This is a genomic window from Nannocystis sp. RBIL2 (assembly GCF_026626745.1).
In the GTDB taxonomy this organism is placed as follows: domain Bacteria; phylum Myxococcota_A; class Polyangia; order Nannocystales; family Nannocystaceae; genus Nannocystis.
The window spans coordinates 1,548,943-1,562,358 of record NZ_JAPNJW010000001.1; the positions used below are offsets into that span (position 1 = coordinate 1,548,943).

The following is a 13,416-nucleotide window of genomic DNA, read 5'->3' on the forward strand; positions in this document are numbered from 1 at the left end:
GCTCATGAGCGCATCGCCCTCGCCCCCCCATACGTTCCGTTGGCAGCGCTTGGCCGTGGGGATAGCCATCATCTCCGTACTGGCGCTCATGCACGGGGCGGCCAGTGAGTTCTCCGGGGACGGCGTCACCGTGTATTGGTTCGCCTTCTGGCTCCTCGGAGTGCCGGTGAACATGCTCCCGCTCTTCGTGAGCTTCACCTGGGGCACGCGCCGCCGCTTCGGTCCGACGCAAACGCTCCTGACGACCCTCGTCGTTTCCGCCTTCTTCGGTGGTATCGGAGGCGTCGGCGCCTGTTATCTGATGCGGCATCATCCGCAGATCTTGCCACCCCCCTCGCGCGAGCCGACCTACCTGGGGACCGCCGGATTCGGCGCCGTGTTCGGGGTTCTCATGTGCGCCATCTGGGCGCTTGCGTTCATCTACCCGTTCGCCCTGGAGGACGCCAAGCTGCGCGCGCTGGAGGCGGAAAAACTGAAGCTCGAAGCCGAGAAGCTGAAGCTCGAGGCCGAGGAGCTACGCAGCAGCGCCGAGCTCGCCCGGCTGCGCACGCAACTCGAGCCGCACTTCATCCTCAACACTCTCAACGCCATCGCCGGCTTCACGACCCAGGAGCCGCAGGAAGCTCGCCGTCTCATCGGCTGTCTGGGCGATCTGCTCCGCGACGCGCTCCACGACGCGGACGAGATGCAGACGCTCGGAGAAGAGATCGCCTGGCTGCGCCGGTATGCCGAGATTCTCGAGACACGTCATGCGGGCTCGCTCCACTTCCGGTGGGAGCTCGCTCGCGGCACCCACAACATCTCGTTGCCACGCCTGCTCCTCCAGCCGCTGGTGGAGAACGCCGTGAAGCATGGCGCCCTGCGCCGCAAGGGAGGCGGGCAGGTGCGCATCCAGGCGGCGATCACGAAGCCCGACAAGGGAGCCGCGCGCCTCGTATGCACGGTGGAGGACAACGGCCCGGGCATGGCCGCGACGCCGCCTCGGGCCGGGGCATTTGGCATCCGTTCCGTGCGCCGGCGCATCGAACTCAAGTACACGGGCGGGTGCCTGCGGATCGATTCCTCCCCGGAGGGGACGCGCGCCGTCCTCGATCTACCTTGTGCCACGGCGCGAGAGCCGATGACGGTCATGACAGCGGGCGAGGCGGCACGATGAGGGAGCTCTCCACGACGGGAGTTTTACGCCCGCTCCGCGCGCTCGTCGTCGAGGACGAGTGGCCGGCGCGCAACTACCTGGTTGAGCTGCTCGAGGAGTCCCATCTCGCCGAGGTCGTCGGCGCAGTGGTCAGCGTGGAAGAGGCTCGCCAGGCGTTGCAGCTCGCGCCCTCGGGGCTCGGGATCGACGTCGTGTTCGTCGATGTGGCGCTCGGCGGGAACAGCGACGAGACCGGACTCGACCTGGTGCGCGCCTCGGCGAGTGATGTGCATCGGCCGATGTTCGTGCTGGCGACGGCGTTCAAGGAGCATGCGATCGAGGCGTTCGCTCTGGGCGTCGACGACTACCTGCTGAAGCCGTTCACCGCGGAGCGGGTCGTGCAGTGCCTGCGCCGCCTCAATGCCCGCCGCCGCTCCTCGCCCGCGAGCCCGCTCCGAATCGTGGCCCGTCGCGGCAAGAGCCTGGTGTTCCTCGATACGAGCGAGGTCTGGGCCTTCGAGGCGGCCGATCGGCTCACCTCGGTACACACCCCGCACGGCACGTTCGACCTCGATTTGTCCCTGGCGGCGATCGAGGCGTCGCTCGGCCGGGCGCTCACCCGCGTTCACCGAAACTGGCTGGTCAACGCGGCTCATATCAAGGAGCTCGAGCGCGACGGGGCAGAGACGACGATTTTCGTCGGCGCCGGCATCGGTCCCGGACAGCCCGGCGTCCGGGTGCCCATCGCACGCGAGCGCGCGGCATCCGTGCGAGAGATGCTGCTCACGACGGCCACGGGGCTCCGTCGCGGCTGACGCAACAGCCGGCGGGTTCTCCCAGACATCACCGTATCCGCCATGCGGGGTAGCGACGGCCCTGCGACCTCCGGCCCCAAGGCTTGCTCCGGGGGGGGCGCCCAGCCCAGCCCAGGGCCCCGGATGCGCGGCGGTGCGATCCCCCGGAGGTCTCGAAAATTCGCCTCGATCACAGCGGCGCACGCGGGCGGGTCCCTGCGGACACGCAGATCACCAGCCGCAGCCCGGGCGTGTTGCGCTTCCACTCGAGCCTGCACTCGTCGCCGGTCCAGCGCTGGCCCGCGACCATTCGGGGCTCCGACAGGTAGAAGCCCATCTCCTTCGGTCCTCGGAGGATCACGACGGTCTCCGCCCATTGCAGCCCGCGCACCGAGATCCCGCGCGCCGCCAACCACGGGTGCACGAGCTCGCCGTGCGGCAGCGGCAGTGATAGCTCGATCTGCTCGCTGACAGGCTCGTGCAGTAGGCCGAAGTCGGTGACCAGCTCGACCAGCCCGCCCTGCTCGTCGAGGCCCCAGTACGACGCACCGCATCCGCCGCCCCGGCCGGTCGAGAACATCACGACGTTCGCACCCCCGACCTCGGCGACGTGCCACATCCAGCCGCCGTTCCGGTTGTGCGCCATCGCTTCCCCCCAAAACTGCGTCGTAGCCTCGTCGACCGTCGCGCGCGCCGCCGCGTCGAAGAAACAACCGATGTCGTGAAATACCTCGTAGACCGACTCGCCGGCGCTGCGGCCCACAAACGGCGCCGGCTCCCAGCGCACCGCGGGCCCGGCGGCGAAGCGCACGCGGGCGCATGCCACCCCCGTGCCGTCGTATCCGAAGTCGGCCAGCGCCAGCTCGACCGGGAACACCCCGACGGGAGTTTCGCGTGCGAACGGAGGCGGGGGAGCGGCGAAGTCGATGAGCCCCGGATCGCCTACGACGACGCGCCCGCTCGGCACCCGTAAAAATTCGCCGATCTGCTGAGTCGACATCTCGATCGGCTCGCCGTGCTCCCGCGCGAAGCGAGTCCCCGCGTTGAACGCCGCCGTGAAGGGCGGCAGGTCGGTCGCAGCACGCTCCGAACGAGACATCCGCGGTGCATTACACCACACCGCCCGCCACATGACACGGCCGCGATGTGCCCTTTGCCGGCATCGCGGCCCATCCCCTTGAAGGACAGGTCCGCGGGGCGCCACGACCGGGCCCTACACAGCAGTGCTATTCGGCGTCGTGGGCTGTCAATCGCTGAGGCAGTCCCAGCCGTCGTCGATGCAAATGTCGTAATCACACTCGCCATCGTCCATCCACGGGCACGGATCGAGGGGGGGGGCGTCGTAGCCCTTGTTACCGACGATTTTGCGCTCGGCGGCGTCGATCGGGGCGGCCCAGGCTTCGGCGTCCGTCTGCAGCAACTCGGGATGGTAGACGACCGCGAGGCGGCCGCCGACCTTGGTGACCGCGGGGAGGTCGTCGAGGTCCGTCAGGCCGTTGTTGGTCCGGAGCTCGAAGTCACCCTCGATCGATGCGAGGCCGGCGAGTTCAGGGATCGCAGTGAGCGCGGGGTTGTGCTCGAGCACGAGTGAGCGGAGCGCGGTGGATCCGGCCAGGACCGAGACGGAGGTGAGCTGCTCATTGTTGCTGATCCGCACGTCTCCGGGCGCCGTGAGCGCAAGCAGCGGGCCCGCGTCGGTGAGCGAGGTGTTGTCGAGGATCAGCGCTCCCACGGACTCCAGGCTGTCGAGGCCGGTGATGTCGACGAGGTTCTTATTGTCGCCGAGCTCGAGCGCCTCGCGGACGACGGTGAGTTGCTCGAGGCCGGTCAGACTGGTGAGCGCGGCGTTGCCGGCAACGCTGAGGGCGGTCAGCTCGGAGACGCCGGCGAACGCGCTCATGTCGGCGATGCCGGTGCCATAGAGCCAGATGTCGTGGTCGGGTCGCCAGTCGATGGCGAGGCCGTCGAGGCTCGTCAGGTCGGGCAGCAAGTACAGGCCGACCCGCGACTCGCCGCCGGGCTCGCCTACCTGGGTGAGAGCCTCCAGGCCGTGCAGGCTGGTGATCGGGAGCCGACCGAAAAACACCCGAACGCCGGCGCGCTGCATCCCGCGCAGGCCGTTGAGGTCCGTGAGCTTGTCGCAGTCGCTGATAGACAGCGCCATGCCCACGCTCGTCACGTTGTGCAGACCCTCGAGGGAGGTGAGCTCAGGCAGCATCTCGATGCGGAGGTCGCGTGCGATGGTGGTGAGGCCGGCGAGCGGGGCGAGGTCGGTGACGCGGAGACACGAGAGGTTGACAGCGCGGACCTCCCGGAGAGACTCGAGGCCGGCGAACGACACCGGGCCGTTGTTCTGGCCGGCGTGGCAGTTGTTGCCGTAGATCGAGAGAGTACCGGTGATGCGGCGTAGGCTGGCGAGCGGGGTGAGGTCGAGGGGCTCGGAGCTGCTGATGCTCAGGTTGCCCTTCACGTCGGTGCAGCCCACGAAGGTGTCGACGTCGGCCTGGCTGTGGAGCCCGTTAGTGGGCATGTCGTCACCCGGACCGGTGACGAGCACGTCCCACGGGCAGTCGATCGGGACCTCGTCGTCGGTCGTCGTGACCGTGTCGACGGGCTCTGTCGGTACCTCGTGGGTGGTCGCTACGCCACCGGTGATGGTAGCGCCGTCGGCGGTGGCTGTGCCGGACGGCTCACCGCTGTCCCCCGACGGCGGGCTGCAGGCCAGCGTGAGCGCGAGCGTGGATCCGAGACCAGAGCGTGACATGAAGCTCGATGATAGCGCGAGGCCCCCCGCGTGCGGTCTTGATCTGGGTGGTTTTCGAGACGGACTCTCGAATTCCGGCCCGCATGCGGGTTAGCGCCCCGCGCCCACGACTTCACTGGATCAGCTCGGGGTTGACCGAGGATCCCACATTGTTGGTCTCATCGGTCTCGGGCACGATATTGCTCGAGTCGATGATGACGCCGTTGTAGTACCACTCGGGCGCGAGGTTCGGGACCTTGCAGTCGAATTCGAACTCGGTGATCGTCAGAGCCGGCACCATGCCGACATTGACCGTACAGGCCTCCGCGTCCAGGAAGTTGATGTTCATGTCGAGCGAGTAGTACACGCTGACCGCGAACTGCGCCGGCGAGGCGGCGGTGCCCTTGTTGCGGATCTGAAGGTGATAGGGCACCGTTTCGCCCGGACTCAAATTGTTCGCGTCGTCCCAGAGCAGCTCGTACTCGAGGTCCACGTCGGGAGCGGTCACGGCGACCTTGCCGGCCGCGACCGCGGTGTTGTTGCCCTCGTCGGACTCGGTGATCTGATCCGCGCCGTCGGCGATCGCCCCGAGCCAGTAGCTCCCGCTCGCCACGGGAGGGACCGCGCACGCCGGCGAGAGCATGACCTGGGCGCCGGGCGCGAGCGCCCCCTGCGAGGTCGTCGAACAGATGAGGTGGTCGTTCTTCGTCACCTGGGCGTCGGACGACAGGTAGAACGAGACCTCGAACACGGGCGATGGGTCGGTCCCTGCGTTGGTGACTGTCGCCGAGACCGTGACCTGCTGACCGGTGTCGACGCTCAGGTCCGACGCCGTGACGGCGCTCGGCTGCAGATCGACGTCCGGCGCGGTGATGGTGACGGGGGCCGGATCGGCGGCGACGTTGTTGTTCTCGTCGAGCTCCTCCTCGGCGTCCGCGGGATCGACGATCACACCGAAGTATCGCGCGCCCACGAGCTTGGGCACATCACACGTGACCTCCTGCGCCTCCTGGGCCATGCCGGCGAGACCGTCGACGTCCTCGTAGGTACAGATCAGCGTGTCGGCGGTCGTGATCTCCGGATCTTCCGAATAGTACAACCCCACGCTGTACGCGGGCGCGTCGCCCGTTCCGAGGTTGGCGACGTCGAAGGTGAAGGTCGCCTCGGCCCCCTGGAGCACCTGATACTCCGTCGCCAGCGCGTTCACGGGCGAGAGGTCGATGTCCACCGGCTTGGGGTTGTTCCAGACGACCAGCTGCTCGGCGTCGAACAGGGTGTTGTTGGCCTCGTTCGACTCCGCGATGATGTCGGTGAAATCGAGGGCCATGCCGATGAAGTACCCGCCGTCGTAGGCCGTTTCGGGGAGAACGAAGTACTCCTTCCACAGCGTGTCGCCCTCGGCCTCGACGGCGTAGGGATAGAGCCAGTCGAACAGGATGATATCGTCCTCGTCGCCGATGGTCTCGTTCTTCGAGAGCACCACGCGGATGTCGAACTGGAACTCGGTGTCCACCTTGCCCGCGTTGGCGACCGAGAAGTGCATCTCCGTGCCGTAGCCTGACTCCAAGACATGCTCGTCGACGTAGAAGTAGTCGACGTAGAGGTCGGGCTGCGGACCCGGGGGGCACGCCTCGCAGCTCCCGCCGCAATCGACGCCGGTCTCGTCGCCGTTCTTCTTGTTGTCGTCGCACGTCGGTGGGTCGGGCGGGTCGACCTCGCTGGTGGCGCTCGTCGGCTCGTCGGTCGTCACCGGCTGCGTCGTGCTCGTCGTGGTCGCGTCCGTCTCCGTGGGGCTCGGGCCCGTCTCCGTGGGGCTCGGGCCCGTCTCCGCCGAGCTCGTCTCCGTCGCCTCGGACGTCTCGGACGTGGACGAGGTGGTCGGCGAGTCCGAGGTCGGCGAGCCGGGGCCCGGCTCCGTCGCGGTCCAGTCACCGGTGGCCCCGACCGTCAAGAGCGGGTCGGTGTCGCCGCAACCCGCCATCAGCAATCCCACGACATATAATTTGGATACTCGCATTCGTGATTTCCTTTACTCCGAGGCTTACGAACCCCGCGGCAGGGTAGACGCTTTCCCGCGCCGCGTCGAGACGCCTCGGCTCGGGCGGCGGGATCCCGGCGGCCCAGAACAGCGCGGCGACGAGGTCCCGGCCGAGGGCGTGCAACGCGGGGTCGGTCGTAGCTTCATGGCGCGCAGCGGAGCATCGCCACGATGTCGCCGCCGCCCTGCTGCGGTCCGGCGATCTCTCCCAGAGTGTCGCCGGCGATCACGAACCTCCCACTGCTCGTCCGCGCGAGCGAGGCGTTCTCTTCGGACTGTTCGGTCCCGAATTGCTGGGTCCACTGTTTCGCGCCGGCGCCAGTGTACTTGACGAGGAAGAAGTCGGCGTCCCCCACAGCCATGTTGCCGTCGAGGCCCGTCTCGGCGCGGCCGGCCACGTAGATGTCGTCGGCACCGACGAGCACCACGCTGCTCGCCCAGTCGAGGTGCGTCCCCCCGATCTGGCGGATCCACTGCTTGGCGCCGCTGGCGTCGTACTTCACGACGAAGCCGTCGAGCTGGCCGCCGAAGACGTTGCCGTCCAGGCTCCCGCTGCTCGAACCGACGACGACGATGCTGCCCTGATCATCGATCGCCGCGGCATTGGCGGAGTCCGACCACTGCGCGCCGAACTGGCGGCTCCACTGCTTGTTGCCGGCTGCGTCGAGCTTGAGTACGAGGGCGTCCCCCTGGCCGGCCGAGGGGTTGCCGTCGAAGCTGCCCGCCGTGGTACCCGCGACCACGATGGCCCCGTTCGGCCCGGTCGCCACGCCCCAGGCGGAGTCGTATTTGGAGGTGCCGAACTGCTTCGTCCACAGCTTGACGCCCTGCGGATCGAACTTGGCGACAAAAATGTCCTCGATGCCAGCCGCGACGTTGCCGTCGAGGTTGCCGAGGGTGAGGCCCACCACGACCGCGTTGCTCGCGTCGTCGACGGCGACACCCAGCGCCCGGTCGTCGGGGTTCGTGCCGAACTGGCGGCTCCACAGCTTGGCGCCATCGGGTGCGTACTTGATGACGAACGCGTCGGCATTGCCGATGTGGACGTTGCCCGCGAGGCCGCCGTGGGTGGTGCCGGCGACGAACGCGTTCCCGGCCGCATCGACGGCGACCGCCAGGCCGAGGTCGATCTCGCCGCTGTCGAGCACGTCGGCCCACAGCTCCGTACCGGCGACGTCGACCTTCTTGACGCTCAGGTCGGACCCCAGGCTGCCGACGACGATCACGTCGTCGTCGCCGTCGACGGCCACCCCGCGGCCCTGGTCGGTGTTCGCGCTGCCCCATTGCCGCGCCCACGACGGACACGGCGCGGTGCATTGATTCGCCTGGCACTCTCCGCTCTCGCAGTCGACGTCGTCGAAGCATCCGCGCCCGAGGCCGCACGGCGCACAATCGCCGCCGCAGTCGACCGCGCTCTCGCCCCCGTTCTGCAGCCCGTCGTCGCACGCGGGCGCCTTGCATTGCGCCGTGCAGGCGTCGGTGTCGTCGTCGTTGCCGTCGTCGCATGCCTCGCCGTCGTCGAGCACGCCGTCACCGCAGCTCGGCGGCGGCGAGGTCATGCTCGTCGCCGTCGTCTCCGACGTCAGCGCCTCGGTGGTCGTGAAACTGGTCGTCTCGCCGGTCGTCGTCGGGCCCGTCGTCGTCGGGCCCGTCGCGGTCGATTCGCCGGTCGTCTCGGTCGTCGGCTCGGTCGAACTCGCGGTCGTCGCGGTCGTCGGCCCCCCGCCCGTGTCGGGCGAGCCGGTCGCGCTGGTGGGCAGCAGCGGACCCGCGTCGTCGCCGCAACCTGCCGAGAATGTCCACGCACTCATGAGATAAAGCCAGCGGCTCCGACGATTCATGATCCGGTCCTTCGAGCGAGCGTGGCCAGGATAACCCATCGCCGCGCGCCTGGGACGGGCCATGATCGACGAAGCGGACGACGAGCCCCGCGACCGAGGTCCGTGCGGGCCCGCGGACCATCAGGCGGGTGGGGTGGCGACGCCGTGACGGTGCTCCTCAACCCGGGGCGACTGCGCCTTCGGGTCCACCACGTATCTCACGGACGGCGGCCCCGGAACGCCGTGCCCGGCGACTCCGGCGGGCTCGACCTGGTCTCCCTCGAATTCACCGCCGTCGTGATGATGCGCGGGCCTGGGCAGCGTCACCGTCAGTGCGACAGGAGGTTCGTGTTACCGCTCGTGGGTTTGGCGCCGGGAGAGGCGTGTGCGACACTCCGGCCATGGCGCCCTCGCTCCGCCACCTCATCACCGTGTTCGCGCTCGCCTTCGCGTGCGACTCCGGCTACGACCTCGACACCACGATCACCGTCCCCTCGGACATCGCGGCGAACTACAGCGTCGCGAACCAGGGCCTGCTGCTCGTGCGTTATACCGTGGATACCGTCGCCCCGCCGACGCTCCGCGAAGTCGCCGTGCTATGCGGCGAGGCCGGCGACTTCACCACCCGCGACGTCGGCGACGGCACCGTCATGGAGACGCAGGTCACCGCGTGGATCGAGCCGGTCACCGGCCGCACCTGCGGCCCGATCAGCCCCAACGTGCTCGAGGACAGCGACTTCCAGAACGACGACGACGAGCCGCAGGCGAGCGCGACGGCCGAGGCCGAGGCGGGCTGCGGCGGCCACGAGGCCTCCATCGCGCTCACGCTGTCCGCGCCGTAACGTGCGGTCGAGGCGAAATCGCTCGTTCCACCCACATGCCGGCCGAGCGCATCCGCTGCTCGAGGCGTGGATGGATGTCGCGTTCGCCCCCTCGGCCGCCTCGACGCGGGCGACGCGCAATGCGGCGTCACCCTCGCGCGCGCCCTCGGCCAGCGCAACCTCGGCCCGCTGCTCGTCGACGGCAAGCTGCCGAAGCCGGTGTGGTTCCCGGGCTCGCGCCCGCCTGCCGGCACGCGCGTGCGCTTCGGTCGCGTCGCCGCCCCCGCGCCGCGGCGTGAATCACGACGCTCACTCGTCGAGGCCGGGGTCGACCTGCAAGCCGATCGACGTCGGTTCGCTCGGGTGGGCGCCGAACGCCTCGGTGCGCAACAGGAACCGCTCCGGCGCCATCTGCGTCAGCGCCTCCTCGCACTTCTGTGTATATTCCGTGAGCACGCCAGTCGCGGCGGCCACCTCGAGGCAGCGCTCGTAGCCCGCGATCGCGCGTTCGTACAGCGGCTCCGCGTACGCGCGGGCCAGATCGCAGTAAGCCGCGACGTCGGCGGGGTGCGTCAGCCCCTCGGGCAACTCGCCGGCGTACGCCACGTCGGCGCGGTAGTCCGACACCTGGGCGATCCGTGCCAGCGCCGCGATCACCCATTTGCCGCTGCGTTCGTCGGCGACGATTTCGCCGTAGCGTCGCTCGAGCTCGCCGGCGGCTCTATCGATGCGCTCGAAGTATTCATTCATACCGCGGATCGATCGCGCGCGCACGCGCAGCTGCTCGAAGTACCAGCGCCGCTTGGGCACGCCCGCCGGCGGCTCGGCGAACGCGAACTTCAGACCCCGCGGGCGATCGGTCGCCAGCAGTTCTTCGAATCGCGCGTCGATGGCGTACATCGCCGACATCACGACCGCGTCGTCGACGGCAGCCCGGTCGGGCCCGGCAATGTCGATACTGTCCTCCGCGAGCGCCGCCGCGAATCGACGCTGCGCCGCGTCCGCGTCCCGGCGCTCGCGCAGATGCACCCCGCGGACGACCGGTCGGTACCTGTCGACGCAACGCGGCGGAGGAGGCGGGCGCGGCGGCGACGGCTTCCGCTTGAACCCCGGCCTCAGCGGTCGGACATAGTCGCAATCGGCGCAAGCGCTCCAGTTGAAGCGGCGGGATATCGACAGGCATAGATCGAGCTCGAACCCCGCCGTGCACGCGTCGCGCCACTGCATCTGGCCCAGTTGCGCCGCGAGGACGGCGCGCTCGCCGGGCGCGAGCGCGCCACCATATCGCCCGAGCAATTGCTGCATCAGCGGCTCGCGCTCCCCGTAGGGAGCGACCTCGATACGCGCGCGCAGCAGCCCCGCGCGGGCCGCAGCGCCGCGCCTATGCAACGCATCGAGGCGCTCGCGGGCCGCCCGGGCCAGTTCGTCCTGCCCGAGACCGCTGCGCAGCATGTGCGCCGTGGCGAGCATCGCCGGCGTCTCGCCGTCGTCCGGAAAGCGCGCCGCGTACTGCTCGGCCAGTCCCGCGGCCGCCTCGAACCGCGCGACCGCCATCGCGCCGCGCACCTGCTCCGCGAGCGCCCGCCTCTCCTCGGGCACGGGCGCCGCCCCGAGCGAGACCACCGCGCAGACGAGCACCAGCGCGAGCTCTGCGTATCGAGGTCTACCGGTCATTCCTGCTCGCATGGTCATCCACGAAGAACGGCGCTACTCGAGCGGCGGCTCCTGATCGAGGATCGGCCGCGACAGCAGACACCCCTTCGCGTCGTCGCGCGGACAATCGGCGCCGCGGAGCGCGTCGATCACGGCGATCACGTCGTCGACGCGAGTCGTCCGGGTCATTCGCACGTGAACGAAACCCTGGAGGTGCGGTGCGGCCTCGCTCGCCCGCGCCGCGAACTCGCGCAGCGCCGCGCCCGCGTCGACCGTCAGCCGCTTCGTCTCTCCCGCACGCAAGCTCACCGAGACCGCCGATCCGTCGATCGTCACGACCGGCAGCGCGGCCAGCTCGTTCGGCATGCGCGCCGCCGGCGGCACGAACACCGGAATTTCGACGAGGCCGTACCGCCCCTGACCGACCAGCGCGAGCTTGTCGGCGCCCTCGCGGGCCATCGTGTGCAGCGCGTCGAGCACGACCCCGAACGCGAGCCCGCGATCCGGCGCGAGCACGAGCCGCTCGTCGAAACGCTCTTGGGGCTGCCACGCCGCCACCGCCGCCGCGAGCGACGCGATCCGGCGCCCCTCGACGTCCGCCGCGATCGGCTTTCCCTCCCACAGCAGCCCCGTCGGGCTCAGCAGCAACCGCGGCGGCGAGTCGCGCGGACCGTCACGTTCGACCGACACGGGCGCCGCCTCGACGCCCGCGACGTGTAGCAGCCGCACGCACGCGTCGGAGTCGGGCATCGCCGAACAGCGACGCGCGGCCACCGGCAGCGGCGCGACGCTCGTCATCAGCGCCCGTCCGAGCCGGCGCAGCAGCGCCCTGTCGACTCCGTCGCGCCCCAATGTCGCCGTCATGAACAGCACGTCGATGTCCTCCTCGAGCAGCTCCTCGCCCTCGTCGAGCAGGCCGAGCCGCGCGAACCCGCACCTGTCGAACACGATCCGCGGCCGTCGCTCCGCCGGCGCCGTGGTCACGTCGCGCACCCACCCGTCCGGATCGGCGCACACCCGCCACCTGGCCTCGGGGAGCCCGTCGTAGACCGCCAGCGACTCGACGCGCTCTCTGACGTACACGTGCCGCAACGCCAGCACGAGCCCCGGATGGACCCGCGGACACGCGACCCCGATCCCCGCGATCGCCCGCACCTCCGCGCCGGCGCTCGCCGCCTCGCGCTCGAGCGTCTCCGCGATCCCCTCGAGCGCCGCCTGCTCGCACAACGGCGCCCCGCTCCCGGTGCAACCGGCGACGAGCGCGACCGCGAGCGCGAGGAAGCGGATCACCGCTCCATCGTGACCCGCCCGCGCACCCGGGTCCAGTCCTTCCGCACGACCGCACCACATGTCCCAAAGGCCATCCATCCCGGTCGTCCGCGTCTTCAAGACGCACCTTGCGCCGAGCGTAGCCGAGCGCGGGGGTGCGCGCAGCGGTCGAATGCGCGAAACTCTGGGCCGGAGGTCCGATGACTCTCATCACTCACGCGTACGTGCCCGGGCCCGTCGGGTCGATGCGAGAGCTGGCCGCGGAGCCGCCGCGTAACCACCTCGCGGGGCCCGAGCGCTGGCGCTCGAAGGTGTACGGCTCGGACACCGCGCGGGCGCTGGGGCTGACGCTGCTGCCGACGCTGATCTCGCAGGACATCTATGCCGAGGGCGAGGAACTCGACGTGCTCGAGCGCGAGGTCGAGGTGCTGCTCGGCAACACCGGGCGATGGCCGGCGATCGGGCTCGACGAGTTGCGCTTCCGCCTGCTCAACATCCTCGAGGCGATCCGCCTGGCGCGGACCGACGCGCACGGCGGAGTTTACATTGGTTGATCCGACCCCAGCGGCGGCTGCTGGCGGCGAGGGTCCGCGGCCTACCACCGAAGCCGACGTGCCGGGCCTCGACGCCGGCAAGTTCACCGAGATCGCCGAGCCGACCAAGAATGCGTGCCCGGTATCGAAGGCGCTGGCCGGCGTCCGCACGATCGCGCTCAAGGCGTCGCTGCGCCCGCAGCAATGAGCGGACGAAGGCCGGGCCTTTGGGCCAGGTGATGCGACGGATCGGCGACTCGAGTTCGCCGCGTCACGATCCGTCGCGACTTCGGGGCGACGGTGGAGGGCGATGTCGGTGTGGCCGGTGCCGACGCGGAGGTTGCGGATCGAGATGCGCTCCAATCAGGACGACGCTGATGGCGCCCACGCCCTCATCCGCGGCCGCAAGACTCCGACTCGTCCACAACGTTCAGCGCGCCCGGGAACGCCTCGTTGACGCAGCCATCGTCTTCATTGCGTTCGACCTCGTCTTCAAATTCGGCGTGATGGTTCCGGTCATGCTGGTGCGGGCCCATGCATCCGTGCGCGCTGTCACCGAAGTCGACGAGCCCCGCGGCGACGGCCGCCGACTCGACATCCGCCGCCGGCC

The 13,416-nt window shown here is 69.7% G+C and carries 10 protein-coding genes and 1 pseudogene; 5 read left to right on the top strand and 6 right to left on the bottom strand.

All coding sequences use genetic code 11. The annotated features are described in order from the left end of the window. Nucleotides 1–55: 55 nt before the first annotated feature. The gene (locus OV090_RS06090; protein ID WP_267702532.1) at nt 56–1,156 is read left to right on the top strand and encodes a histidine kinase; all 1,101 of its coding nucleotides are present in this window, start codon (nt 56–58) and stop codon (nt 1,154–1,156) included. After that, a complete protein-coding gene (locus OV090_RS06095; protein ID WP_267702533.1) occupies nt 1,099–1,950 on the top strand; it encodes a LytTR family DNA-binding domain-containing protein in 852 nt (283 codons plus the stop codon). Before OV090_RS06090 ends, OV090_RS06095 begins: the two co-directional genes overlap by 58 nt. Nucleotides 1,951–2,119: 169 nt before the next feature. On the opposite strand, the gene OV090_RS06100 is transcribed toward OV090_RS06095, so the two are convergent. From OV090_RS06100 to OV090_RS06115, 4 genes are all read right to left on the bottom strand, one after another. Beyond that, on the bottom strand, nt 2,120–3,028 hold the full coding sequence (locus OV090_RS06100; protein WP_267702534.1) for a DUF4241 domain-containing protein: 909 nt from the start codon (nt 3,026–3,028) through the stop codon (nt 2,120–2,122). A gap of 147 nt (nt 3,029–3,175) precedes the next feature. Next, the gene (locus tag OV090_RS06105) at nt 3,176–4,693 is read right to left on the bottom strand and encodes a hypothetical protein (protein WP_267702535.1); all 1,518 of its coding nucleotides are present in this window, start codon (nt 4,691–4,693) and stop codon (nt 3,176–3,178) included. A gap of 112 nt (nt 4,694–4,805) precedes the next feature. Beyond that, nucleotides 4,806–6,665 carry a CARDB domain-containing protein gene (locus OV090_RS06110; RefSeq protein ID WP_267702536.1) on the bottom strand — a complete coding sequence of 620 codons (1,860 nt, stop codon included), beginning with the start codon at nt 6,663–6,665 and terminating at the stop codon, nt 4,806–4,808. 188 nt (nt 6,666–6,853) lie between these two features. Then, nucleotides 6,854–8,521, bottom strand: coding sequence for a hypothetical protein (locus OV090_RS06115; RefSeq protein ID WP_267702537.1), 1,668 nt, complete (start codon nt 8,519–8,521; stop codon nt 6,854–6,856). Between the two features lie 410 nt (nt 8,522–8,931). On the opposite strand from OV090_RS06115, the gene OV090_RS06120 reads away from it, so the two are divergent. Further along, a complete protein-coding gene (locus OV090_RS06120; protein WP_267702538.1) occupies nt 8,932–9,372 on the top strand; it encodes a hypothetical protein in 441 nt (146 codons plus the stop codon). Nucleotides 9,373–9,660: 288 nt separating this feature from the next. On the opposite strand, the gene OV090_RS06125 is transcribed toward OV090_RS06120, so the two are convergent. Continuing rightward, complete coding sequence (locus OV090_RS06125) at nt 9,661–11,025, bottom strand: hypothetical protein (protein WP_267702539.1); 1,365 nt, start codon at nt 11,023–11,025, stop codon at nt 9,661–9,663. A 33-nt stretch (nt 11,026–11,058) separates the two neighbouring features. Continuing rightward, nucleotides 11,059–12,294, bottom strand: a complete 1,236-nt coding sequence (locus OV090_RS06130; RefSeq protein ID WP_267702540.1) for a hypothetical protein — start codon at nt 12,292–12,294, stop codon at nt 11,059–11,061. 179 nt (nt 12,295–12,473) lie between these two features. Here OV090_RS06130 and OV090_RS06135 point away from each other — a divergent pair, with 179 nt between their 5' ends. Together OV090_RS06135 and OV090_RS06140 are read left to right on the top strand one after the other, a co-directional pair. Continuing rightward, complete coding sequence (locus tag OV090_RS06135) at nt 12,474–12,827, top strand: hypothetical protein (protein ID WP_267702541.1); 354 nt, start codon at nt 12,474–12,476, stop codon at nt 12,825–12,827. A 55-nt stretch (nt 12,828–12,882) separates the two neighbouring features. Then, nucleotides 12,883–13,014: pseudogene (locus tag OV090_RS06140) on the top strand (OsmC family peroxiredoxin); the annotation flags it as partial. Nucleotides 13,015–13,416: the final 402 nt, after the last annotated feature.

Coding starts and splice junctions, on each gene's coding strand:
- OV090_RS06100 (WP_267702534.1), bottom strand. CDS start 3,028: ATGTCTCGTTCGGAGCGTGCTGCGACCGACCTGCCGCCCTTCACGGCG.
- OV090_RS06105 (WP_267702535.1), bottom strand. CDS start 4,693: ATGTCACGCTCTGGTCTCGGATCCACGCTCGCGCTCACGCTGGCCTGC.
- OV090_RS06115 (WP_267702537.1), bottom strand. CDS start 8,521: ATGAGTGCGTGGACATTCTCGGCAGGTTGCGGCGACGACGCGGGTCCG.
- OV090_RS06120 (WP_267702538.1), top strand. CDS start 8,932: ATGGCGCCCTCGCTCCGCCACCTCATCACCGTGTTCGCGCTCGCCTTC.
- OV090_RS06125 (WP_267702539.1), bottom strand. CDS start 11,025: ATGACCGGTAGACCTCGATACGCAGAGCTCGCGCTGGTGCTCGTCTGC.
- OV090_RS06135 (WP_267702541.1), top strand. CDS start 12,474: ATGACTCTCATCACTCACGCGTACGTGCCCGGGCCCGTCGGGTCGATG.